Annotated in this window: 22 protein-coding genes and 1 tRNA gene; 14 read left to right on the top strand and 9 right to left on the bottom strand. The window is 62.3% G+C overall.

Features of this window, described 5'->3' with window-relative positions; genetic code table 11:
- Nucleotides 1–47: 47 nt before the first annotated feature.
- From CAL26_RS23665 to CAL26_RS23625, 9 genes are all read left to right on the top strand, one after another.
- Nucleotides 48–1,583 carry a SpoVR family protein gene (locus tag CAL26_RS23665; protein ID WP_094849129.1) on the top strand — a complete coding sequence of 512 codons (1,536 nt, stop codon included), beginning with the start codon at nucleotides 48–50 and terminating at the stop codon, nucleotides 1,581–1,583.
- 151 nt (nucleotides 1,584–1,734) lie between these two features.
- A complete protein-coding gene (locus CAL26_RS23660; protein WP_306437104.1) occupies nucleotides 1,735–3,585 on the top strand; it encodes an ABC transporter ATP-binding protein in 1,851 nt (616 codons plus the stop codon).
- Nucleotides 3,586–3,650: 65 nt separating this feature from the next.
- Complete coding sequence (locus CAL26_RS23655; protein ID WP_094849128.1) at nucleotides 3,651–5,180, top strand: ABC transporter substrate-binding protein; 1,530 nt, start codon at nucleotides 3,651–3,653, stop codon at nucleotides 5,178–5,180.
- A gap of 4 nt (nucleotides 5,181–5,184) precedes the next feature.
- Nucleotides 5,185–6,108 (top strand): ABC transporter permease, encoded by a 924-nt coding sequence (locus CAL26_RS23650; protein WP_094849127.1) that lies wholly within the window; start codon nucleotides 5,185–5,187, stop codon nucleotides 6,106–6,108.
- A 4-nt stretch (nucleotides 6,109–6,112) separates the two neighbouring features.
- Nucleotides 6,113–6,976, top strand: coding sequence for an ABC transporter permease (locus tag CAL26_RS23645; RefSeq protein ID WP_094849126.1), 864 nt, complete (start codon nucleotides 6,113–6,115; stop codon nucleotides 6,974–6,976).
- A 3-nt stretch (nucleotides 6,977–6,979) separates the two neighbouring features.
- Nucleotides 6,980–8,734 carry a peptidase M14 gene (locus CAL26_RS23640; protein ID WP_094849125.1) on the top strand — a complete coding sequence of 585 codons (1,755 nt, stop codon included), beginning with the start codon at nucleotides 6,980–6,982 and terminating at the stop codon, nucleotides 8,732–8,734.
- Nucleotides 8,735–8,850: 116 nt separating this feature from the next.
- Nucleotides 8,851–9,444 (top strand): cysteine hydrolase family protein, encoded by a 594-nt coding sequence (locus tag CAL26_RS23635; protein WP_094849124.1) that lies wholly within the window; start codon nucleotides 8,851–8,853, stop codon nucleotides 9,442–9,444.
- A gap of 169 nt (nucleotides 9,445–9,613) precedes the next feature.
- Nucleotides 9,614–9,704: transfer RNA gene (locus tag CAL26_RS23630), tRNA-Ser, on the top strand.
- A 594-nt stretch (nucleotides 9,705–10,298) separates the two neighbouring features.
- Entirely contained in the window at nucleotides 10,299–10,859 is a 561-nt protein-coding gene (locus CAL26_RS23625; protein WP_218831574.1) for a Panacea domain-containing protein, read from the top strand.
- A 464-nt stretch (nucleotides 10,860–11,323) separates the two neighbouring features.
- On the opposite strand, the gene CAL26_RS23620 is transcribed toward CAL26_RS23625, so the two are convergent.
- The 9 genes from CAL26_RS23620 to CAL26_RS23585 all read right to left on the bottom strand — a co-directional run bounded on the left by CAL26_RS23620 (nucleotide 11,324) and on the right by CAL26_RS23585 (nucleotide 17,442).
- Nucleotides 11,324–12,505 (bottom strand): Arm DNA-binding domain-containing protein, encoded by a 1,182-nt coding sequence (locus CAL26_RS23620; protein ID WP_094849122.1) that lies wholly within the window; start codon nucleotides 12,503–12,505, stop codon nucleotides 11,324–11,326.
- Between the two features lie 767 nt (nucleotides 12,506–13,272).
- Entirely contained in the window at nucleotides 13,273–13,668 is a 396-nt protein-coding gene (locus CAL26_RS23615; protein ID WP_094849121.1) for a hypothetical protein, read from the bottom strand.
- On the bottom strand, nucleotides 13,659–13,946 hold the full coding sequence (locus tag CAL26_RS23610; RefSeq protein ID WP_094849120.1) for a hypothetical protein: 288 nt from the start codon (nucleotides 13,944–13,946) through the stop codon (nucleotides 13,659–13,661). The genes CAL26_RS23615 and CAL26_RS23610 overlap by 10 nt, the downstream gene beginning before the upstream one ends.
- Nucleotides 13,943–14,248, bottom strand: coding sequence for a hypothetical protein (locus CAL26_RS28195; protein WP_143277491.1), 306 nt, complete (start codon nucleotides 14,246–14,248; stop codon nucleotides 13,943–13,945). Before CAL26_RS28195 ends, CAL26_RS23610 begins: the two co-directional genes overlap by 4 nt.
- A complete protein-coding gene (locus CAL26_RS23605; RefSeq protein ID WP_094849119.1) occupies nucleotides 14,245–14,913 on the bottom strand; it encodes a hypothetical protein in 669 nt (222 codons plus the stop codon). The genes CAL26_RS28195 and CAL26_RS23605 overlap by 4 nt, the downstream gene beginning before the upstream one ends.
- Nucleotides 14,906–15,238 carry a hypothetical protein gene (locus tag CAL26_RS23600; protein ID WP_094849118.1) on the bottom strand — a complete coding sequence of 111 codons (333 nt, stop codon included), beginning with the start codon at nucleotides 15,236–15,238 and terminating at the stop codon, nucleotides 14,906–14,908. Before CAL26_RS23600 ends, CAL26_RS23605 begins: the two co-directional genes overlap by 8 nt.
- Complete coding sequence (locus CAL26_RS23595) at nucleotides 15,235–15,573, bottom strand: hypothetical protein (RefSeq protein WP_094849117.1); 339 nt, start codon at nucleotides 15,571–15,573, stop codon at nucleotides 15,235–15,237. Before CAL26_RS23595 ends, CAL26_RS23600 begins: the two co-directional genes overlap by 4 nt.
- A gap of 262 nt (nucleotides 15,574–15,835) precedes the next feature.
- A complete protein-coding gene (locus CAL26_RS23590) occupies nucleotides 15,836–16,741 on the bottom strand; it encodes a hypothetical protein (protein ID WP_094849116.1) in 906 nt (301 codons plus the stop codon).
- 14 nt (nucleotides 16,742–16,755) lie between these two features.
- Nucleotides 16,756–17,442 (bottom strand): XRE family transcriptional regulator, encoded by a 687-nt coding sequence (locus CAL26_RS23585; protein WP_094849115.1) that lies wholly within the window; start codon nucleotides 17,440–17,442, stop codon nucleotides 16,756–16,758.
- Nucleotides 17,443–17,531: 89 nt separating this feature from the next.
- Here CAL26_RS23585 and CAL26_RS23580 point away from each other — a divergent pair, with 89 nt between their 5' ends.
- From CAL26_RS23580 to CAL26_RS23560, 5 genes are all read left to right on the top strand, one after another.
- Complete coding sequence (locus tag CAL26_RS23580; RefSeq protein ID WP_094849114.1) at nucleotides 17,532–17,768, top strand: hypothetical protein; 237 nt, start codon at nucleotides 17,532–17,534, stop codon at nucleotides 17,766–17,768.
- Nucleotides 17,769–17,985: 217 nt separating this feature from the next.
- On the top strand, nucleotides 17,986–18,330 hold the full coding sequence (locus tag CAL26_RS23575) for a hypothetical protein (protein ID WP_094849113.1): 345 nt from the start codon (nucleotides 17,986–17,988) through the stop codon (nucleotides 18,328–18,330).
- An 8-nt stretch (nucleotides 18,331–18,338) separates the two neighbouring features.
- Entirely contained in the window at nucleotides 18,339–19,310 is a 972-nt protein-coding gene (locus CAL26_RS23570; RefSeq protein WP_094849112.1) for a replication protein, read from the top strand.
- Complete coding sequence (locus CAL26_RS23565; protein ID WP_179283471.1) at nucleotides 19,310–21,052, top strand: AAA family ATPase; 1,743 nt, start codon at nucleotides 19,310–19,312, stop codon at nucleotides 21,050–21,052. Before CAL26_RS23570 ends, CAL26_RS23565 begins: the two co-directional genes overlap by 1 nt.
- On the top strand, nucleotides 21,039–21,269 hold the full coding sequence (locus CAL26_RS23560) for a hypothetical protein (protein ID WP_094849110.1): 231 nt from the start codon (nucleotides 21,039–21,041) through the stop codon (nucleotides 21,267–21,269). Before CAL26_RS23565 ends, CAL26_RS23560 begins: the two co-directional genes overlap by 14 nt.
- The last annotated feature ends 14 nt before the right edge of the window (nucleotides 21,270–21,283 follow it).

Raw genomic sequence — 21,283 nt, 5'->3', positions numbered from 1 at the left:
GCGAATGCTCCCTTGGGAGCAGGCCGCGCAGTGACAGGAGGGTATGTATGAGCAGCCTATTGAGCAGTCTGGAAGCGCCTCGCGCGGATCGATCGATGGAGCCGATTTCCACCGGATCCGAGTGGACCTTCGACCTGATCCGCCGTTACGACGAAGCCATCGCCGAGGTCGCGGCCGAGTTCAAGCTGGACACCTATCCCAACCAGATCGAGATCATCACGTCCGAGCAGATGCTGGACGCGTATGCGTCCGCCGGGCTGCCGGTCGGCTATCCGCACTGGTCGTACGGCAAGGAATTCATCCGCAACGAACAGGCATACCGGCGCGGCGTGCAGGGTCTGGCGTACGAGATCGTCATCAACTCCAACCCCTGCATCTCCTACCTGATGGAGGAAAACTCCATGGCGATGCAGGCGTTGGTGATCGCGCACGCCTGCTATGGCCATAATTCCTTCTTCAAGGGGAATTACCTGTTCCGCCAGTGGACCGACGCCGAAGGCGTGCTGGATTACCTGGTCTTCGCGCGGAACTACGTCATGGCCTGCGAAGAGCGCTATGGCATCGAGGCGGTCGAAGAGATCATCGATTCCTGCCATGCGCTGTCGTCCCATGGCGTCGACCGCTACAAGCGGCCCAACCCGGTGTCCTACAAGGAAGAGCTGCAGCGGGTGGCCGATCGCGAGGAATACCAGCGGGTGCAGTTCAACGACCTGTGGCGCACCGTGCCCAAGGCCGAGCAGCAGGATACGACCCGGAAGGCCGTGTTCCCGGCCGAGCCCGAGGAAAACATCCTGTACTTCATCGAGAAGTACTCGCCCAAGCTGCAGACCTGGCAGCGCGAGCTGGTGCGCATCGTCCGCAAGGTGGCGCAGTACTACTACCCGCAGATGCAGACCAAGGTGATGAACGAAGGCTGGGCGACGTTCTGGCACTACACCATCCTGAACCGCCTGCATGAAAAAGGGCTGGTCGACGATGGCTTCATGATCGAATTCCTGCACAGCCATACCAGCGTGGTGAGCCAGCGCGGCTTCGACCAGCGCGGCTACGGAGGCATCAATCCTTATGCCCTGGGCTTTGCCATGATGTCCGACATCCGGCGCATCTGCGAAAACCCGACGGAGGAGGACCGCCGCTGGTTCCCGGACATCGCCGGGGCCGATTGGCTGAAGACGCTGGACTTCGCCATGCGCAACTTCAAGGACGAGTCCTTTATCTCGCAGTACCTGTCGCCCAAGCTCATCCGCGATTTCCGCTTCTTCGCGATCTCCGATCACGAGGAAAATCCCCAGCTGGAAGTGGTCGCCATCCACGACGACGAAGGCTATCGCCACGTGCGCAAGCTGCTGGCGGAACAGCATAATCGCGACAATCTGGTGCCCGACGTCCAGGTGTTGCAGTACAACCGCGATACGGATCGCTCGCTGGTCCTGCGCCATCAGCAGACGCGGGGCAGGCCGCTGGTGCCGGAAGAAGCCGACCAGGTGATGAAACATCTGGCGCGCCTGTGGGGCTTCAAGGTGCGGATGGAAGAAACGGACGCCGACGGGCACACGCTGGCCTTCCGGGAATTGACGATCTGACACCGATGGGCGGGACAAAAAGGGGCGGAGGCCCCTTTTTTTGTGCGCCGCGCAAGCAGGGTTTCCCCCGAGGCCCCCGGACGCCCGGGCTTGTTCAAGATTTACCGATAAATCGTTAACATCCTGGTTTCTTCACGCTTGGCCCTTTTCCTTGCCTACGCCCGCAGATACGAATTCGCCGCTGCTTACACTGCGCGGGGTGTCGGTGGAATTCTCCACCGAAGAAGGCGCGTTCCGCGCCGTCGACCAGCTTGACTTCGAGGTGCACCCGGGCCGCACGCTGGCCATCGTCGGCGAATCGGGCTCCGGCAAGTCGGTGACGTCCATGGCGATCATGCGGCTCACCGACTACACCGGCGGCAGCATCGTCGCCGGCAGCATCCTGCTGCGCGACAAGGCGGGCCGCGAGGTCGACCTGACGCGGGCGTCCGACGACGACATGCGCGCCATCCGCGGCAACGACGTGGCGATGATCTTCCAGGAGCCGATGACCTCGCTGAACCCGGTGTTCACGGTCGGCGACCAGATCACCGAGGCCATCATCCTGCATCAACGGCTCTCGCGCGGCGCCGCCCGGGAAGCGGCGCTGGCCTTGCTGCAAAAGGTGCGGCTGCCCGACGCGGCGCAGATGCTGGACCGTTATCCCCATCAGCTTTCCGGCGGAATGCGCCAGCGGGTGATGATCGCGATGGCCTTGTCATGCCGTCCGCGCCTGCTGATCGCCGACGAACCGACCACGGCGCTGGACGTGACCATCCAGGCGCAGATCCTGAACACCATCCGCGAGCTGCAGCGCGACCTGGGCACCGCCGTGATCTTCATTACGCACGACATGGGCGTGGTGGCCGAGATGGCCGACGACGTCGTCGTCATGCTGCGCGGGCGCAAGGTGGAGCAGGGGCCCGTGGAGCGCATCTTCCGCGCGCCGGAACACCCCTATACCCGCGCGCTGCTGGCCGCGGTGCCGCGGCTGGGCAGCATGACGGGCCGCGACCTGCCCCTGCGCACGCCGCAGACCGTGCTGGACGGCGACGTCCTGCGCGAAGTCGGGGCAACCCACGAGCAGGATACGGCCGACTACAGCCAGCCCTTGCTGAGCGTCCGGGACCTGACCACCCGCTTCGACGTCGGGCGCGGCTTCCTGGGGCGCGTCACGCACCGGGTGCATGCGGTGGAAGGCGTCAGCTTCGACATCTATCCCGGCGAGACCCTGGCGCTGGTGGGCGAGTCGGGCAGCGGCAAGTCGACCATAGGCAAGACGCTGCAGCAGCTGGTCGAGCCCACCAGCGGCCAGGTGCTGTACGAAGGGCGCGACCTCTTCGCCATGGACGGCGCCGCGCGGCAGCGGCTGCGGCAGCAGATCCAGTACATCTTCCAGGATCCTTATGCGTCGCTGGATCCGCGCAAGACCGTGGGGTTCAGCATCGCCGAGCCCATCGTCACGCACGGCCTGCTGACGGGTGAAAAAGCCATCGCCGCACGCGTGGCGGAGCTGCTGGAGCAGGTCGGGCTGCGCCCCGAGCACGCGCGCCGCTATCCGCACGAGTTTTCCGGCGGCCAGCGGCAGCGCGTCTGCATCGCGCGGGCGCTGGCCAGCAATCCCAGCCTGATCATCGCCGACGAATCCGTGTCCGCGCTCGACGTGTCGATACAGGCGCAGATCCTGAACCTGCTGATGGACCTGCAGAAGGATCGCCGGCTGTCCTACCTGTTCATCACGCATGACATGGCGGTGGTGGAAAAGGTCAGCCACCGCGTCGCCGTCATGTACCTGGGCCAGATCGTCGAGATGGGCCGGCGGCGCGACATTTTCGAAACGCCGCGCCACCCCTACACGCGCAAGCTGCTCGCGGCGGTGCCCGTGGCCGAGCCGGGGCGGCACATCGATACCACGCTGATCGCGGGAGAAATCCCCAGTCCGGTGCGCCGCGTCGGCGACGCGCCGCCGATCGTGCCCTTGATCGAAATCGCGCCGGGGCACCTGGTGGCCCAGGCGGCCTGACGACCATGGCGCGCGCACATTTTTCCTTATCGTCATCGACGAACCCAACGTCCCTGGAGGCGCTCATGTTTACCTTCACCAAGACCGCCCGCGCGCTGGGCGCGGCGCTCGCCATCGGCGGCGCGCTGGCCGCCACCGCACCGGCGCATGCCGCCGGCACGCTGAACGTCGCCATCACGCAGGACGCCGGCAGCTGGGATCCCATCGACACCTTCGTGACCTGGTGGGGCTCGGTGGGCAGCAATCTGTTCGACGGCCTGACGATGCGCGGCGCGGACATGAAGCTGCAGCCGGGGCTGGCCACCAGCTGGGAATTCCTGGACAACGACACGCGCATCCGCTTCAAGCTGCGCGAGAACGTCAAGTTCCACGACGGCGAGCCATTCGACGCGAACGCGGTCAAGTTCACCTTCGACCGCCTGCTGGGCGCGGAAGGCGCCAAGGGCCCGCAGCAATCCAACTACAACTCCATCGACAAGGTGGTAGTGGTGGATGCGCACACGGTCGATTTCATGATGAAGCGGCCCGACCCCGTCATCCTGACCAAGCTCGCCGGCTATGGCGGCATGATCGTGCCGCCCAAGTACATCCAGGAAAAAGGCGACGCCTATTTCAATGAGCATCCGGTGGGCACGGGGCCGTTCAAGTTCGTCGAGTACAAGCCCAAGATCAGCCTGACGCTGGCGCGCAACGACGAGTACTGGGGCGGCAAGCCCAAGCTGGACCAGGTGGTGTACCGCTTCATCGCCGAGCCGGCCACGCAGGTGGCCGAGCTGCAGGCCGGCCGCGTGGACATCGCCACCGCGGTTCCGCTGGGCCTGGTCGACACCATCAAGAAGTCCAGCAACGCCACCGTCGTCAGCACCAGCGGCCCCGGCACGGTCGTGGCGCGCTACGACACGTCGCGCGGCATCACCAAGGATCGCGACGTGCGGCGCGCGCTGATCATGGCGGTCGACCGCGACGCCATCATCAAGCAGCTGCTGCTGGGCTACGCCAAGCCCATCGCCAGTTTCCAGGGCGATCTGTCGTTCGGCTACGATCCGGCGCTCAAGCCGCTGCCCTTCAGCCCGGCGGAAGCCAAGAAGCTGCTGGCCAAGGCCGGCGTCAAGCCGGGCGCGGCGATCCAGCTGGATATCCGCGGCAGCGACTCGCAGTTCCGCGAAGTGGCGCAGGCGATCGCCGGCTATCTGCAGGGCGTGGGCATCAAGACCACCATCAAGCCCTACGAAACGCCGGTGCTGATCAACGACATCATCCCGCAGGGCAAGACCGGCGAGATGTGGCAGATGTACTGGGGCGGCTGGACGTACGACTACGACAACACCGCCTACCTGATGTACCACTCCGGCCAGAAATGGAATCCCTACGACAAGGACGCCAAGCTGGACGCGATGCTGGAAGCGCAGCGCAATACCTACAAGGTGGATGAGCGGCAGAAGACGTTGCGCGAGATCGCGGCCTATGTGGCGGACAACGCGCTGGAAATGCCGCTGTACGCGCTGGATACGGTGGTGGGCGTCAACAAGCGCGTGAAGAACCTGACGGTGCCTGGCGATATCCGCTTCCGTTTTGTCGACGCCAGCGTCGATTGAAGCGATGATCGGCTTTCTGATCAAGCGCGTCCTGCAGGCGGTCTTCGTGATCGTCGCGGTCACGCTGCTCGTGTCCTGGGCCGTGCGCATGACCGGCGACCCCGCCATCATGCTCAGCCAGGGCGCGGGTAGCGTCACCGAGCAGGACCTGCAGAACATCCGCCAGGCCCTGGGCCTGAACCGGCCGTTCTACGTGCAATACCTGTCGTATATGCATGGCATCGTGACCGGCGACTTCGGGCGCAGCTTCATGGGCGGGACGTCGGTGGGGCATCTGATCGGCGACGCCTTGCCGGCCACGCTGCTGCTGGCCTTCGTGTCGCTGGCGCTGTCCCTGGTGGTTTCCATCCCGCTCGGCGTGCACGCCGCCGTGCACAAGGGCAAGGCGGCGGACCAGGCGATACGCATACTGTCGCTGGTGGGCCTGTCCTTTCCGAACTTCTGGCTGGCATTGATGCTGGTGCTGCTGCTGTCCATCACCTTCCCGCTGCTGCCGCCATCGGGGTGGGATGGCCCGCTCAGCCTGATCATGCCGGCCCTGACCATGGGCGTGATCTTGAGCGCGACCAACGTGCGGCTGGTGCGCACGACCATGCTGGAAACGTTGTCGGCGCAATACGTCATGGTGGCGCGCAGCAAGGGCCTGCGCGAACGCGTGGTGCTGTACAAGCACGCGCTGCGCAATTGCTCGATTCCCTTGATCACCTATATCGGCCTGCAGTTCGGCGGGCTGATCGGCGGCATCGTCGTGATCGAGAAAGTCTTCAACTGGCCGGGCATGGGCACACTGGCCTTCGACGCCATCGCGGCCCGCGACTATCCGGTGCTGCAAGGCGCGGTGACCGTGCTGGCGCTGGTCATCATCATCGTCAACCTGCTGGTCGACATCGCCTACGGCATCGTCGATCCGCGCATACGCATCCGTTGAACCTATGCAAACGACGCTGACCGAAGGCGCGGGCAAGCGCCGCTCGCGCAACCGCTTCCGCTCGCTGGAATTCGTGATGGGCGTGGTGCTGACCGCGGCGGTGGTGCTGGCGGTGCTGCTGTCCGGCTGGCTGTTTCCCGACGGCGGCGAGGCCATGGACCTGGCCGCGCGCCTGACGCCGCCGTTCCAGAGCCTGGCGCACGTGCTGGGCACCGATCCGCTGGGCCGGGATGTGCTGGCGCGCGTGGTGGTGGGCGGGCAGATCTCCCTGACCGCCGGCTTCGTCTCGGTGATCTTCGGCGCGCTGCTCGGCACCGTCATGGGCCTGATCGCCGGCTATTACCGCGGGTTCTGGGACGTGATCGTGATGCGCTTCGCCGACGTGCAGCTGGCGCTGCCCTTCATCCTGGTGGCGATCACCTTTATCTCCATCCTGGGTGGCGGGCTCTTCAACGTGATTTTCTTCATGGTGATCTCGCAGTGGGTGCAGTACGCGCGCCTGGTGCGCGGGCAGGTGCTCGCCTTGCGGGAGCGGGAGTTCGTGCAGGCCGCGCGGGCTTTCGGCGTGCGCGACGTGGCCATGATGCGGCATCACATCGTGCCGAACCTGCTGGGCCCCCTGATCATACTGATGGCGCTGAACGTCGCCACCAACATCCTGCTGGAAAGCAGCCTGACCTTCCTGGGCCTGGGTGTGGACCCGACGATCCCCAGCTGGGGCGGGATGCTGGCCGATGGGCGCACGTATCTGCAGACCGCGTGGTGGGTCAGTGTGTTTCCCGGCCTGGCGATCATGCTGACCGTGCTGGGACTGAACCTGCTGGGCGATTGGCTGCGGGATCGCCTGGATCCGACTGGAAAGGTATAAGCCATGACTGTGTTGCTGGACAGGGTGATCGACCGCACGCTGGACGACTGGGTGCGCGAGTTTTCGGCGGAGGAATACCGCGGCGCGCGCGTGCAGGCCTGGCTGTTCGAAGACGAAACCGCCCGGCGCGCGGCGGAGCGCCGCCTGGCGGCCGCGGGCGTGACGGCGGTGTTTCGCAGCGCCTACAAGCCGCTGGTGCATTTCTTCCTGGAGGAAGTGGACCGCGATGGCCTGGAAGCCGTGGTGGTGCGCTACCCCGTGCGGCAAGAGGCGGTGCAGCGCCGTTTCACGCTGGAAGCTTATCCCCTGGCTGGCATGCTGGGCGATGCGGACCTGGAATTCGTGGCCGGCGATGCGGACCTGCACTATGAGGTGACGCTGACCTATGTCGATGGCCGCACGGAAACCGCGCGCGTATTCGCGCCGAATCGCGTCGCCGAGGACCACGCCGGCGTGGTGAACCTGTCGCCGACCGGCTGGGTGCGCGTCGAGGGACGGGCGGACGGCGTGGAGATCGACGAGGCGCGGACGACGGAGTTCGCGCAGGTGTTCGACGAGATCGTCGGGGCGGTGCGCGTACATCCGTGGGGCGACAAGGAGCCGTACTTCGAACGCCTGGACATCCGGGTCGACATCCCGGCCATCGAGTGCGACCTGCATTATCACGACGAAGTGATCAGCACGGTCGAGGCGCTGCACGAAGACCTGTATTTCGGCCTGCTGGAGATCTTCCAGCGCCATTCCCGACGTCCGCTCGGCAATCGCGGCCTGCAGCCCGGCCAGATCGTGCCGGACGTCCGGCGCGTGGATGGACCGGCCCGCGTGCGGGTCGAGCTGAAGCCGTTCCCGGCGGTGGCCGCGACGACGCCGGATGGCACGGGTGCGCCGCTGGACCAGGTGGATGGCGCGCTGTCGTTCGGGCGCATCGCCTACGAGATGGCGCTGATCGGCGGGGAGCCCTACGCGGCGCGCACCCGGCAGGGCAGACCGGTGCTGTGTACCTACGTCAAGGGTGCGAACAAGCCGGTGGTGATCTCGGGCGGCCAGCATGCCAACGAGACGTCGGGCGTGGTCGGCGCCTTGCGCGCGGCGCGGGTGCTGAAAGACCAGCCGGGGGCGCATTTCGTCCTGTTCGCGTCGGAAAACCCCGATGGCTATGCGCTGCATCGCGAACTCTGCCAGCACAACCCGCGCCATATGTCGCACGCGGCGCGCTATTCCGCGCTGGGCGATGACCTGGCGTATCGCGAGCGCGCGCCCTGGTATGAGCGTGAGGCGCGCCGCAAGGCTTACGAGATCAGCGGGGCCGAGTTGCATATCAATCTGCACGGCTATCCCGCGCATGAGTGGACGCGTCCCCTGTCCGGCTATCTCCCGCGCAGCTTCGAGCTGTGGACGGTGCCCAAGGGCTTTTTCCTGGTCATGCGGCATCATCCCGGCTGGCTGGACGAGGCGAATACGCTGCTCTCCCACGTCACGGCTCGTCTGGCGGAACGCGTGCCGGGACTGGTCGAATACAACGCGCGCCAGCTCCGCATGTTCGAAACGCATGCGCTGCAACGCAATGTCGATGTGATGCATGGGATTCCGGTGCAACGCACCGAAGGGGTGGGCGAGGATGTGCCCCTGGTACTGATATCCGAATTCCCGGACGAGACGGTGTATGGCGATGCGTTCCGTTTCGCGCATGCCGTGCAGACCGAGACGGTGCTGGCGGGCGTGGAAGCGTATCTGGCGATGACGGACGCCGACGCGTGACGGGCGCTTGGTTTCTGTTTCCTGCGTTTTGATTTCACGCCTGTGTTTGTGTGTGAGAGGAACCCGGCCTTCCGCATCCTGTCGATGCTTGTTTACGTTGAATTGAGGACAGCGCCATGCGACAGCCGACTTCCATCTATCTGGTTCTGGACATGCAGAACGACCTGGTCCACGCGGATGGCCCGAATGGCAAGGGACCGTTGGCGGAGCAGGTGCAGGGGCGGCAACTCGTCGCCAAGACGGCCAAGGCCATCGCCAAGGCGCGCTCTGCCGGCATCGCCGTGGGTTTCGTGCGGGTCGGCTTTTCCGAAGGCTATCCGGAATGCCCGGAAGGCTCGCAGGTGTTCTCGGCGGCGCCGCAGCTTGGGTTGTTCAAGCTGGGTGGCTGGGGGACGGAGATCCACCCCGACCTGGAACAGCGGGTCGGCGACGTGCAGGTCGTGAAGCATCGCGTCAGTCCGTTCTATTCGACCACGCTGGAAGTGCAGCTCCGCGCGCAGAACATCCAGCGCATCTATTGCTCGGGGGTGTCGACGCAGGCGGTCGTGCAGGCCACGGTACGCGATGGGCATGATCGGGACTATGAAATGATCGTGCTGGAGGATCTTTGCGCGGCGCATAGCGCGCAGGAGCATGCCAACTCCATGGGCAGCATCGCGCGGTTCTGCAAGGTGGAATCCAGCGAGACGGTGGCGTTTGCGCGTCCCTGAAGGGGGCGGGGACTGCCCTCGGTTACAGCCGTGGGCCGCCCGGCCCGCAAGACAGCCGGCCCGGGAGTCTGCTAGAATCGCGGATTGCCGTTTTCCGAAGTTCTGCGAAACGGCAACCAAGATCAGGGGTGCCCGTGCTGTCGCAGCGCCCCGAAGCAGTACCGGATCAGGACAGGTGGCCGAGCGGTTGAAGGCGCACGCCTGGAAAGCGTGTATACGTCAAAAGCGTATCGGGGGTTCGAATCCCCCTCTGTCCGCCAATAAATCACAATAAAATCAAAGACTTAAGTCTTTCTGGCTGTCATTAATTTGGGGTGTTTTGGGGCTGTTTTGGCACCGGAATGACAACGAAATGACAACTCTGCCCGTTGAGGTCCGGACGACCGGGCAGTGCTGTAGTAGCCAGTCTCCCAGCATCCGCAGCCAAAAATCAATCGACGGTGGCCCAGAACGGGCGGTCTGCCAAGGCCGAGGTTGTCGCTCGGCTACAGGCGTCGCTGGCTGCCGGCGACTCGGGTGACTTACGGGCGTTGCTGAGGGAAGAGCTTGACAGGGCTGTTAAGGTGATGGTGGAGAACCGCTGAGGCCTACCAGATTCGCCGAGAAGTTGGGCACGGTGACTTTTCCTGGTCAGGAACGTATTCATTGGCAGGTTGTCTCATTTTTAGCGAGCTGCGGTCCCAGAAGTTACCTTTAGCTAAATTTTAAGTGCTCAAATTTAGTCAATGAGCTATAGTTCAAGCGCTTATTGACATTGCGGACAACAACGTATTTTTGTGGTAGACGACCCGTCTGTCACAGGCGTTGCCGCCCGATTTTTTCGAATGACCCCGCCAAACTACCGGATGCTTGAAATGTTCGACGAACGTCGCGCTGCGCAAGCTGCCTCGTATTTGCTCTTTAGAGCAGGCGGATCGATGCACCTCATTAAGCTGCTGAAGCTGATCTATTTGGCAGAGAGGCTATCCTTCGAGCGATATGGCGAACCATTGACTGGCGACCGGCTTGTCTCAATGGAGCACGGGCCGGTGCTATCTCGCATCTATAACCATATGAATGGTGCGATGCGTTCTGAGCCAGGCGGCTGGGACTCTTGGATTTCTGACCGGGCGGAGCATAAGGTGTCTCTCCGTGACCCCTCTGCACTAAAGTCGCCGGAAGATGATCTGCTTGCGCTCAGTGATAGTGATTTGGAAGTACTCTCCGCCGTCTGGGACCGCTTCGGTTCCTGGGATCGGTGGGCACTCGTGAAGTACACTCACGATGAGCTGCCAGAGTGGGAAGACCCGCACGGATCTAGCAAGCCTATCACCTATGACCGGTTATTCCGTGCGCTAGGCTATTCGGACCAGCAAATTAATCACATGCTGGCTCACTTGCACCAACAACACGAAATCAGCAAGGCATTTGCGTAATGGCCACGAGCGGGTGGACGCCCAAGATAGGCGATACCCTGTTGATCCCATCCGGTCCCAATACCGGCCAATCGCATCTTCACGTAATAATCTGGGGCCCCGGCGGAATTCCAAGCTATGGGACGTTGGATCAGCTCGTGCTAGTTGGTATGACCACCTTGCATGAAGGTATCCATCATGATCCTGCATGCATTGTGCAAAAGGACGAGCATACATTCGCTGGGCACACGAGCTATATGGCATATCGCTATGCTCGAGTCGAGCCTGTGAGACATGCTACGCAAATGGTGGACGCGGGGACTTGGGTGCCGCATGTCCCATTTTCGGAAGAGCTTTTGTCGCGGGCGGTCAGAGGCGTTGATCTTTCTCGCCTTATCAACAGAGAAATACGGAAGATCGTGTCTGGATAAATAAAGTCGCCTCCGGGCGGCTTTTTCATTCAGAGACTTGCTCGTTGGTGGCAATCAGCCCGTCTTGCGAACATCCTTGTTCTCAGGCGCAATTGGGCTGAACTTCGCCTCCGCCTTGCTGCCCGCCTCGACATCTGCCGACGGCATCCAACGACCATAAATGCGGGCGATCATCGTCCAGTCCCCGTGCCCCATCTGCTTCGCAACCCACATCGGGTGCTCGCCCGCCGATAGCATCATGCTGGCATAGGTGTGGCGCGTCTGGTAAGGGCGCCGGTAGCGGACCTTGGCCACCTTCAGTAGCCGCAGCCATTCGTCCCGGATCTGCTGATCGCCGGTCCAGCGCTCGCGCGCCCGTGGGTGGATGAATATCGGATCGCCTGCCAGCTGCGTGTGCGCGCGCTGCGCCTCCAGGGCTGCCAGAGATGGGCCGAGCAATTTCACTTCCCGCCGGCCGGCGCGCGTCTTCGTGTCTTCCGCTTCGCCCTTGCCGGCGGTCGTCATGGCCTTACGGACGAGAATCACGCCACGCTGCAGGTCGACGTCATTCCAGTCTAGGGCGATCAACTCGCTGGTGCGCAGGCCGGTCCAGAAGGCGAATTGCACCTGGTTGGCCATCATGGGTTCGCAGACGCGCAGGATGGCCCGCTGTTCATCCTGCGAGAACGGATCGATATCGTCGTCGGCCTTGGGCGCATCCGGCCGCGCGTAGCTCCAGCCGTACAGCGGGTTGGTGTCGATCAACTCGTCCTGCACCGCATCGGTGAGCGCGGCGCGCGCAACGCTCAGGATGTTGGCAAAGCGCTTGTTTGTGACTTCCATGCCGTCGAACCATGCGCGGAAATCCTTGCGCTTCCAGCTGGCCAGCATCGTGCGCCCGAATTGTGGGATCAGCAGGTTGTCGACCACCTTGCGATACCCGTCCCAGGTCGATTTTTTCAGGTGCTTCTGTTTACGCTTCAGCCAGCCTTCAAGGTAGTCTTCGACCGTCTCGACCTGGCCTGGCAGCGCGGCGAATTTACGCGCGTTCGGGCTGTTCGGGAACGTGGCGGCATAGTCGAAGGCACCGCGGATGATCGCTTCCAGGATCGCCGCGCGGTGCTGCTCTGCGCGCTTCAGGTTAGCGGGGGTGGGCTTGAGGGGGATGCGCTCCCGGCAGCGTTGCCCCTGGTATTGGAACGTGATCTCGATGCTGCTTTCCGAGGCGGCTTTAACGCCCCTCCCATCTCTACCCATTTGTCGTACCCGTCCATGTTGATCACGATGCGGCCGTCAGGGGCTTTCCGCCATTCCTCGCCATCCCGCCAGATCCCATCGCGGATCTTGGTACGGATAGCGTCCTCGGAATAGCCGGTGAGCTCGGCAGCCTTGGAGATCGTCACGAATCGGACCATGTGACGCCTCTCCGCGATGTCGGATAAAGGAGGGTGGCGGCGCACGAACGGGGGTGGAAAACCGGATACGAGAAACCGGCCCAGCCGAAGCTGGCCCCGCCCGGCGCCGCCGTAGACGCGCAAAGGCGATGGGCACAAAAAGGCCGCGACAAAATCCGGCGCGGCCACTGTGCGCCTCGTAATTCCGGGTTTCCACGCCCGTTCACCGTTGGTCCGGTGACAGCCAAATCATAGCGCATGTTCATAATTCAGCAGCCTCACCGCCGGCGAACAATGATTCAAGCTTGGCTCTTGCGACCTCCTGGCGCTGTCGGGATGAGACGGGAGCTCGGTCGTCAGAGGGACGTTTTCTGTCCGTTGAGGCCGGGGCGTCTTTGAATGGCACGGCATCAGCGACAAATCGCGTGACCGCATCTATTCCAGCTTCCCAACCAGCGACATACGAGCGGATGTCCGCTTGCACCGGAGACGCTAGGAGATGGCTCCAAACTACGTCGTCGCGCTTGGTGTTCTGGTTGTGCTTGGTATGGGCCCCACAACCTGGCCAGCGGCGCTCCATCGCTTGAATCAGGAGAGCGCGGCTGCGTTGAGCGATGACGGGGACGGTGGTCATTCTGCGTCCTCCTGGCCGGTGCCGCGATCAAGCGCCTGGCGGTAATCGTTGATGATCTCGCCGAGCAAAGCATTGCCTTCGAACGCAGGGCGGTGACTGACCCCGGTGAGAAAATGGAGTCGGCGCGATAAGTCTGCCGCGGCGATGCCCTTACCGAACGTCCCAGTTGGAGGGTGAGCCGGGGCGCGCAGGTAGTCGAATTTCGAGCGCTGAGCCTCCGTCATGGAGTAGAGGCCATGGGCATGTTTTGTGATACGCCCATCCTTCACCAGCCGGGTCAGTGTGTTGCCTACAGAGTTGCGGTCGACGCCACTCTTGTCCATGATCGCGATCGGGCCCAGCGGCGTTTCCGCATTGACCAGCACTGCAAGTACCCTATGCGCTAGCGACATGGAAACCTCCCCGCCGTCAGACCGATCGACGTTCGCGCCGCCCGCCAGACATCTTCGGGCGGCAGGCCTTCTTCCAAGCCCTTGATGATCGTGGCGATCGCAGCCATGAGGCGCGCCGACTCTGTTCTGCATCGCTGCAGATCGGCCATAGTACTGTGAAGCTGCGCCCTGGTTTCTGTCAGGTCGGCGAAGTGTCGAATGTGCAATGCCCGCTCGATGTCGCGCGAGCGCTTGACGATGTGGAGCCGCATCCGGAGTTGCTGTTCAATGAGGCTCATCGTGAGGCTCCATCGTCGAACATATCCGGAAACTCCTCCAGCATGTAGCGCCAGCATTCGACTTGAGCGCGCATGAGGTTCATCGACAAATCAAGTGCCTGCTTTGGGCTGAATACCATGACATCTGGCTTGGAGCCGGCTCGGATGATGGCAATGCCGTTCGCGGCCGGAATGGAAGCGCGCGGCTGCGCCGAACCTGCCGGCAACGGTAGGCGAGTCACGTTGTTCGGAAGTCGGCCACGCCGGGGCGGATTCTTGACCGGCTCAGCATCTGCGGCCGGATGGCGAAGGACGTTTTTCATGCTTCGTCCTCCGCACAGTCGGCGTCCTGTTCGGCCGGGGACAGCGCTTGCAGCCGGATCTCCTCAGCCGTATCGATGCGGCCAGGATTGGGCACGCCGCTTACCAGCCATAGCACCATGAGGGCGCCGATGCCATCGAGAAAATGCCCACGCTCTGGCGCCGGCAATGCGCTAAAGGCCTCGCGCAGCTCTGACGGGAAGAAGTACCCTTCGGCCTGCTCGCCGCGCTCCCGAAATCGCGAATACCAAGCTTCGGCGGCAGCGTGGCCGGCGCTTCTGATACTGCGTGGCGCGCTGGAGGTGTCGTCGACGTCTTCCGCTTCAACGCGGCGGACATTGACGCGTTCAAATCCCCGTCCATCAGCCGTCGCCTGAATAAGGTAACCATTGACTTGCGCTTCGCGCCGCGCGTCTATGCGTTCGGTCAGGTAGTCCCGCAGTTCTGTCAGCCACGCCGTCGGCATCGGCTGATCCGTGATGTGCGGGATCAAGTCGCGTTTGATGTTCAGGACGGAGTCTCCGATCTCCGCCGGCTGCGTGGTGATGTTCCCGTCGAAATCTCGAAATACGACAACGCCCCTGTCCTGGGGACGCAGCGTCACTGTCACTTCTTGGGTTCCAGTGCGGAACCTGAAGTCGCTGTTCGATTCATCGGCCTTAGTCATGGCAGGCCTCCGACGAATTGCTGACAACCGCCGTGACGTACTCCAGCAGTTGGACGACTTCGCCCTGCATGTCGACCAGCGTGGTGAAGAGTTCGCGGAGATCGTCGGGCGATACCGAATCGAGTGCGCCCGCGCACCCGAAGGCATAGGGGACAAGGAGAGACCGAACCCGGTTGGCGCGCGCAGTGGATGCCGACAACAGCATTTCCAGGCTCGCCGTCGGGTTGATGGCGAACGCACCGGAACACTCCGGAGCGGTATCTTCTCCGCAGCCAAGGTAATAGGCCGTGTCAGTGAGGGTCGTGATCACGGGGGGCGACTTCATTCTTGGATCCCCCAGGCCTTGATCTGCTCGCGGAACCGCTCCTGGCAGCAGTCCATGCTGTTTGCGGCGTCTTCGGCTACGAACGAGCCCAGCCGGGCCAGAGCTCGTATCTGGTCCACAGTGACCCAGAGCCGCGTCGGATCGACCTTTTCCGTAAGCGCCCGAATTACCTCAAGCAGCCGATGCAGATCGGCTAAATCGCGGGCGCCTGCATCCACCCAGACCAACAGCTCGTTTTGGGCGAGCAGGGCGATGTCGTTGACACTGACGGGGGGATTGGTTACTTTACGCGCAGCAATACCTCCAGGTTCGACCTGGATATCCTTCTGAGGCATGGTTTCTCTCCCAGTTGCCTTGGATTGAGTGCAGCGGCCGCTAACCGCTGTTCTCCCTGTGAAGCCCCGGCCGCTAACCGGGGCTTTGCTTTATCCGCTTAACGGATGAACAATTATCAGCGCGCTTATATTTGTCGTCAACCAGATGGCTGATTTTTTACACGCGCAACAACACGGGGTTTTCCCTCGGGCCTTGATAAGTCTGCTCATGCCATCAGTGTCGCCCAACATGGGGTGACCCTCGCAAGACTCCCTTATTCCCTCAGTTTTGGGGACCCTCCAGGGACACCCCCTCCCTGTTCCCGATGCGCCCGTCTTTGCGTAACCGCTCCCAGGCGAAGTCGAACACCTTTCGGCTGAACTGGTTGCCCATGAGTTCACGGGCGGCGGCTTTGGCGCCAGGAGAGCGCGGCGATGGCGGCGGTAGGGCCATGGGGTCATAGCCGAGCTGGCGTAGTACCGACAATATTTGGGCTTCTTGGAACTCCTGGCGCGATACGGGTCTTGTTGGTGACCCGCTCTCGAGCTCGGCAGTCTGTTCGAGATGCCGCCTTTCCAGCATGGCGGCTGCCACTTCGCTGCCATTAGGACGCGCCGCATTCCCCGCTGCCTGCGTCAATGCTCGGTCTTCCAGTCGTTGCAGTTCTTCAGCGATGAGCAATAGCTCCGGTCCATCCGCACGAATGCTCAAGGGAAGCAGATCTTCGGCATCACGTGATGCACCCATCACTTGATATAAAACCCCGTCCGCGTCCTCAACGATGACGCATGGACATATCTCGGTTTTCCCTTCCATGCTGCATGCCGCACCGCTATAGACGAAGCCGTCTTGGCCGACACGCGGAGAAAGCCCCATTAGATGCGCTGGCGTCGCGACCGCTACAAAATCGACCAGTAGCACACCCCGAAGGTACTCCACGCGCTCCCCCACTGCGAAGAAATGGTGCTGCAATTCGCGAGCGATCGCGATTGATGGCCAGGCGCATGCCCTGATGACCTGACGAGCTGGCGCGACCCCGCCCGCCGCGCGGAAATGCAGCGGGACGCTGCTCTCGCCCACGATACAGAGCAGTTCCTCAACTGTGACTGGTTCGCCCAGCCGGTGCGCGAGGCGCCGGGCGGCGTCGCCCAATGTGTACCAGGTCCGGAGGTTGTGGAGTTTGCTCACGACGCTGGCCGGTGTCAGCCACCCTGGCGGTAGACAAACTGGCCGTGGATCTTCAGCCGAGCCGCCTGGTCTGGCGGAACCCGCTCATCGGGAAATCGCTGTTTGTCCGGGCTCAAGCTGCCCAACACCCAAGAACCGTCAATGTCTCGACGAAGCTGCTTGATTCGAAGGCCATCCGGATGGTCGATCAGGAATATCTTGCCGCTTTTCGGGTCGCGCTTGGAGAGGTCAAACACGGCAGTGTCGCCATCGATTATGAAATTTTCCATCGAGTCCCCGTCAGCGTAGACCGCTATGGCGTTCTCGGGTTTGACGTTGTAGCGCGTGAAAAAGCCCGCCTCCTTGACCAAATACTTATCACGTCGCTGGATGTCGCTGCGGAAGCCACCTCCGCATGAGCCGCTAGCCTCCCAGTACGGAATCTTTACGATCTCTACCGAAGCGTCATCGTCCGATTGACCGACGCTGTCGGAAACCACAGGCTTGGGGAAACCATTGGGAATCGGCCCCTCACCAGTCTGCAGCCATCCGGCATCCACACCGAGCGCTTCCGCTACTCGGATTAGGTGCTTGGACGCGTCATACACCCCGTTCTCCAGCCCAGCGATAAGGGATTGGCTGACGCCGGCTCTTTTCGCCAGCGCCTGCTGCGTTACGCCCAAATAGATGCGCCTCTGTTTCAAGCGTTCGCCAAGTTTCATGACCGGATTGGGTAGTTGCGTATCCGTCAATATTAGCAGACTTATATATTCAATTTGACCACTTATAGTAGCTGGCTGATACTCCTGCCATGAATACGGCCAAACTCATTCGCGAGCTAATGGAGCAGGGGCTGACCCAAATGATGATCGCCCAGCACATCGGCTGCTCCCAAGGGGCCGTCAGCCAGCATCTCAAGGCCGACGGGAAAAGCACCATTTCCCACGACCGCGGCGTCAAGCTGGTGGCTCTGCATAAGCGGTTCTGCGGCGGCGCGGCCAAGGCGCGCGCGCCCACTTCGATCCAAACCGAGGGAGCCTGGGCATGAGGTCTCTGCGCACTGCCATCAAGGGCTGGGTGATGAGCCTGTATGCAAGCGGCTCGGTGCCGGCTGCGCTCGTGTCGGCCCTGTTCATAGTTTTCAGGCTGCGCGATCTCTGATCGCCAGCCAGCTTGTGCACCCGGCTAGGTTAGCTACCGAAAAGGCGGACTCCTCCACCCGCCCCGCCGTCGTGCCTTCGTCCGTGGAGATAGGAGGAATCCTTATGGAACCCCGGCTCATTGTGCCGCTGTTGACGTTCAGCCACCAGGGCACCGAATACGAGGCTTTGGTCCGCCAGTTGCAGGAAGGCAATCCGCCTCGCATCATCACACGCTGCTTGGACGGCTCCAGCTTCCCCGGAGCCGATATCGAACTGGCTTCCTTCTTCGAGCCCACGGTTCGGCTTGACGCGTCCTTTTCCCAGGTGATCGGGGACGGGCCCTACAGCGCCGAATTGCCTGCACCGTATGCGCACGACGTCGCCCTGGCCGCTCGCAAAGCGCTTCCGTCCAGTCTCGGCCGTCTGAGGGTGGTTTGGGTGCCAAACGACCCGCGCGTACCGTTCTGAGGTCGGGAATGCAGGGCGATCCGCAGGTGGAAGACGGCTATACCAGGATCTCGAACGAGCTCTTGGATGCCATGTGCCGCGCCGGCCTGAATGCCCGTCAGTGGGCAGTCGTCATGGCCGTCGCCCGCAAGACTTACGGGTACGGTAAGAAGACAGACGACATCAGTTTGAGCCAGCTCGAAAAGCAGACCGGCATTGCAAAATCCCACGCAAGCACCACCGTGGCCGGCTTGGTTGCCGCAAAGGTGCTGACGCGCGTCGCGGGTACGTTCGGCTTCACCCTGTCGATCAACAAGCGTTATTCGCAATGGCGCCTGCAGGACCAATCCAAGGGGATTGCATCGGGAGGCGCGAAGACCGATTTGGCAACTGAGGGGTTACCGAATCGGGAACCCCTGTCTGGGGTTACCGAAATGGGAACGGGGGTTACCGATCTGGTAACCGCTGGTGGGGTTACCGACTCGGTAATGGGGGTTACCGATTCGGGAACGGTTACCGAATCGGTAATGCTGGGGTTACCGAATCGGGAACCACAAAAGGAAACTCTACAAAAGAAAGAAAACACCTTGTCGACTTCCGTCGACCTGGCGAGCGAAACGCCGCCCGAAAAACCGCCATCCGACGTGCGACGGGTGTTCGACCACTGGCGCGATGTCATGCAGTCGCCCCGGTCTCAACTCGATGCGAAACGGGTCAAAGCGATCAAGGCGGCGCTGAAGGCTGGTTACAGCGTCGACGACCTGCGCCGCGCGATCAGCGGCTGCAGCAAGACCCCGCACAACATGGGCAAGAACGATCGGCACCAGAAGTACAACGGGATCGAGTTGATCCTGCGGTCGGCCGACCAAATCGACCGATTCATCGCCAACGATGGCCAAAATCCTGCTGCGGCTGACGGGCGCCAGGACTTGGGAGAAGGGCGATATCGGCAGGATGGCCGGATCTACGGCGCTGACGGCAGGCCAGAGGTCGTATGGTGATGGCGCCCAAGACTTTCCGGGATTTCGGTATCGACGTCGGCACCAAGAGCGGTGTCGAGGTCAAGGTAATCTGTCCGCAGTGCTCCCCGCATCGGAAGAAGAAAAACTATCCGTGCTTGAACGTCAACACCGAGAAAGGCGTTTGGCATTGCTGGCACTGCGATTGGTCTGGGTCCCTTGGCAATGGCGTCGAAAGCCGCGCCGATTTCAAGAAGACCTACAAGCGGCCGGCCTACGTCACAAACCGTACCGACTTGCCCCAGTCCGTCGTCGATTTCTTCGCGCAACGTGGCATCAGCCAGGCCACGTTACAGCGCAATCGGATCGGCGTCGGGAAGGAATGGTTCCCGCAGGTGGAGGCGGAGCGTTCCTGCATCACGTTCCCGTTCCTTCGTGGCGGCGAGTGTGTGAACGTCAAGTACCGCACGCCGGACAAGCTATTCCGCATGGCTGCCGGCGCGGAGCGCGTGCTGTACGGCCTGGACGACATCACCAGCGTCCTGATTTGGGTCGAGGGCGAAATGGACAAGCTGTCGATGGAGGAAGCCGGCTATCAGAACTGCGTTTCTGTGCCCGATGGTGCGCCGGCGCCGGAGGCGAAGAATTACGCTAACAAGTTCGATTTCATGGACTGCCCGGAGCTGGCGGCCGTCAATCAACACATCATCGCGGTCGACAATGACCCGCCCGGCCGGCGCCTCCAGGAAGAACTGATCCGCCGGCTTGGGCCGTCGAAATGCCTCATCGTCGACTGGCCAGAAGGCTGCAAGGACGCGAACGATGTGCTGGTGAAGCTTGGCCCGGATGAGTTGCAAAGGCGTGTGATCGATGCGCGGCCGGTACCGGTCGATGGCACATCCCGCGCGCGTGACTACCGCGGTCAAGTGTGGCGCCGCTATGCGGGCGAAATTCCCAAGGGCTTTTCCACTGGCTGGACCGCGCTGGACCCGCTGTACAAAATCCTGCCCGGCGACTGGACGCTGGTAACGGGGATCCCCGGCTCTGGCAAGTCGGAATGGCTGGACGCGCTGGCCATAAACCTGGCGCGCGGCGAGGGCTGGAACTTTGCCGTGTACTCGCCCGAAAACGACCCAGTGGACTACCACCTGGAGAAAATGGCCGAAAAGGTGATTGGCAAGCCGTTCGATCAGGGACAGACGGAGCGCATGTCCGTTGTTGAGGTCGAAGAGGCGATGGACTTCCTGGACGACCATTTCACGCACCTGATCCCGGAGGAACCGACGCTTGGCGCGCTGCTCGATCGCGCCGCCGAGCTGGTCACTCACCGCGGCATTCGTGGGCTTATCCTGGATCCCTGGAACGAGATCGTTCATGAACGCGCTGGTGCCGCGTCGGAAACCGATTACATCTCTGTGGCGATCTCTCGCATCCGCCGATTCTCGCGTCAGCACGGCGTGCATACCTGGGTGGTGGCACATCCCACGAAGCTCCAAAAGGACAACAGCACCGGAAAATATCCCGTGCCAACGCCCTATGACGTCGCGGGATCGGCTCACTGGCGCAACAAGGCGGACAACTGCATCACGGTGCATCGGGACCAGCTGGATCGCGACAAGCCGGTCCAGATTCACGTCCAGAAGATTCGCAAAAAATTCCTTGGCCGCGTCGGCATGGCAGAGCTGCGCTACGACCAAGTCACTGGCCGTTATCAGAACTTTGACGGCGCCACGCTGGCGCCCGTGTATTCGTTTCAATCCGGAGGCAACAATGGAACCGACTGACGAACTTTGGACGTTGGAATGGAGCCAGCGGCAAGGCTTTTTCCACGTAGAGCCGCTGCGCACCGCGGTCAAAAAAAACCTGGAGTCCTTCGCGCGCGATCGCCGAACCGACTATATCCCGCTCCACATCGGCACGCAGGAAGAATGTGATGCGGTAGCAGCCAGGCTTCGCCCCGCCTTGCTGGCGCGTGACGCAACCCTGGCCACAATGCCATGACGAAGGAAAAGCCT

This window comes from Bordetella genomosp. 9, assembly GCF_002261425.1.
Classification (GTDB): domain Bacteria; phylum Pseudomonadota; class Gammaproteobacteria; order Burkholderiales; family Burkholderiaceae_B; genus Bordetella_C.
This window is presented reverse-complemented; position numbering and strand designations above follow the sequence as displayed.

Bases quoted from the DNA above. Each gene is read 5' to 3' on its own strand.
- CAL26_RS23615 (WP_094849121.1), bottom strand. From the start codon at position 13,668: ATGTCGCTAGCGCATAGGGTACTTGCAGTGCTGGTCAATGCGGAAACG.
- CAL26_RS23650 (WP_094849127.1), top strand. From the start codon at position 5,185: ATGATCGGCTTTCTGATCAAGCGCGTCCTGCAGGCGGTCTTCGTGATC.
- CAL26_RS23585 (WP_094849115.1), bottom strand. From the start codon at position 17,442: ATGAAACTTGGCGAACGCTTGAAACAGAGGCGCATCTATTTGGGCGTA.
- CAL26_RS23610 (WP_094849120.1), bottom strand. From the start codon at position 13,946: ATGAGCCTCATTGAACAGCAACTCCGGATGCGGCTCCACATCGTCAAG.
- CAL26_RS23570 (WP_094849112.1), top strand. From the start codon at position 18,339: ATGCAGGGCGATCCGCAGGTGGAAGACGGCTATACCAGGATCTCGAAC.
- CAL26_RS23580 (WP_094849114.1), top strand. From the start codon at position 17,532: ATGAATACGGCCAAACTCATTCGCGAGCTAATGGAGCAGGGGCTGACC.
- CAL26_RS23640 (WP_094849125.1), top strand. From the start codon at position 6,980: ATGACTGTGTTGCTGGACAGGGTGATCGACCGCACGCTGGACGACTGG.
- CAL26_RS23560 (WP_094849110.1), top strand. From the start codon at position 21,039: ATGGAACCGACTGACGAACTTTGGACGTTGGAATGGAGCCAGCGGCAA.
- CAL26_RS23605 (WP_094849119.1), bottom strand. From the start codon at position 14,913: ATGACTAAGGCCGATGAATCGAACAGCGACTTCAGGTTCCGCACTGGA.
- CAL26_RS28195 (WP_143277491.1), bottom strand. From the start codon at position 14,248: ATGAAAAACGTCCTTCGCCATCCGGCCGCAGATGCTGAGCCGGTCAAG.
- CAL26_RS23595 (WP_094849117.1), bottom strand. From the start codon at position 15,573: ATGCCTCAGAAGGATATCCAGGTCGAACCTGGAGGTATTGCTGCGCGT.
- CAL26_RS23665 (WP_094849129.1), top strand. From the start codon at position 48: ATGAGCAGCCTATTGAGCAGTCTGGAAGCGCCTCGCGCGGATCGATCG.
- CAL26_RS23565 (WP_179283471.1), top strand. From the start codon at position 19,310: ATGGCGCCCAAGACTTTCCGGGATTTCGGTATCGACGTCGGCACCAAG.
- CAL26_RS23625 (WP_218831574.1), top strand. From the start codon at position 10,299: ATGTTCGACGAACGTCGCGCTGCGCAAGCTGCCTCGTATTTGCTCTTT.
- CAL26_RS23600 (WP_094849118.1), bottom strand. From the start codon at position 15,238: ATGAAGTCGCCCCCCGTGATCACGACCCTCACTGACACGGCCTATTAC.
- CAL26_RS23620 (WP_094849122.1), bottom strand. From the start codon at position 12,505: ATGGGTAGAGATGGGAGGGGCGTTAAAGCCGCCTCGGAAAGCAGCATC.
- CAL26_RS23575 (WP_094849113.1), top strand. From the start codon at position 17,986: ATGGAACCCCGGCTCATTGTGCCGCTGTTGACGTTCAGCCACCAGGGC.
- CAL26_RS23635 (WP_094849124.1), top strand. From the start codon at position 8,851: ATGCGACAGCCGACTTCCATCTATCTGGTTCTGGACATGCAGAACGAC.
- CAL26_RS23645 (WP_094849126.1), top strand. From the start codon at position 6,113: ATGCAAACGACGCTGACCGAAGGCGCGGGCAAGCGCCGCTCGCGCAAC.
- CAL26_RS23655 (WP_094849128.1), top strand. From the start codon at position 3,651: ATGTTTACCTTCACCAAGACCGCCCGCGCGCTGGGCGCGGCGCTCGCC.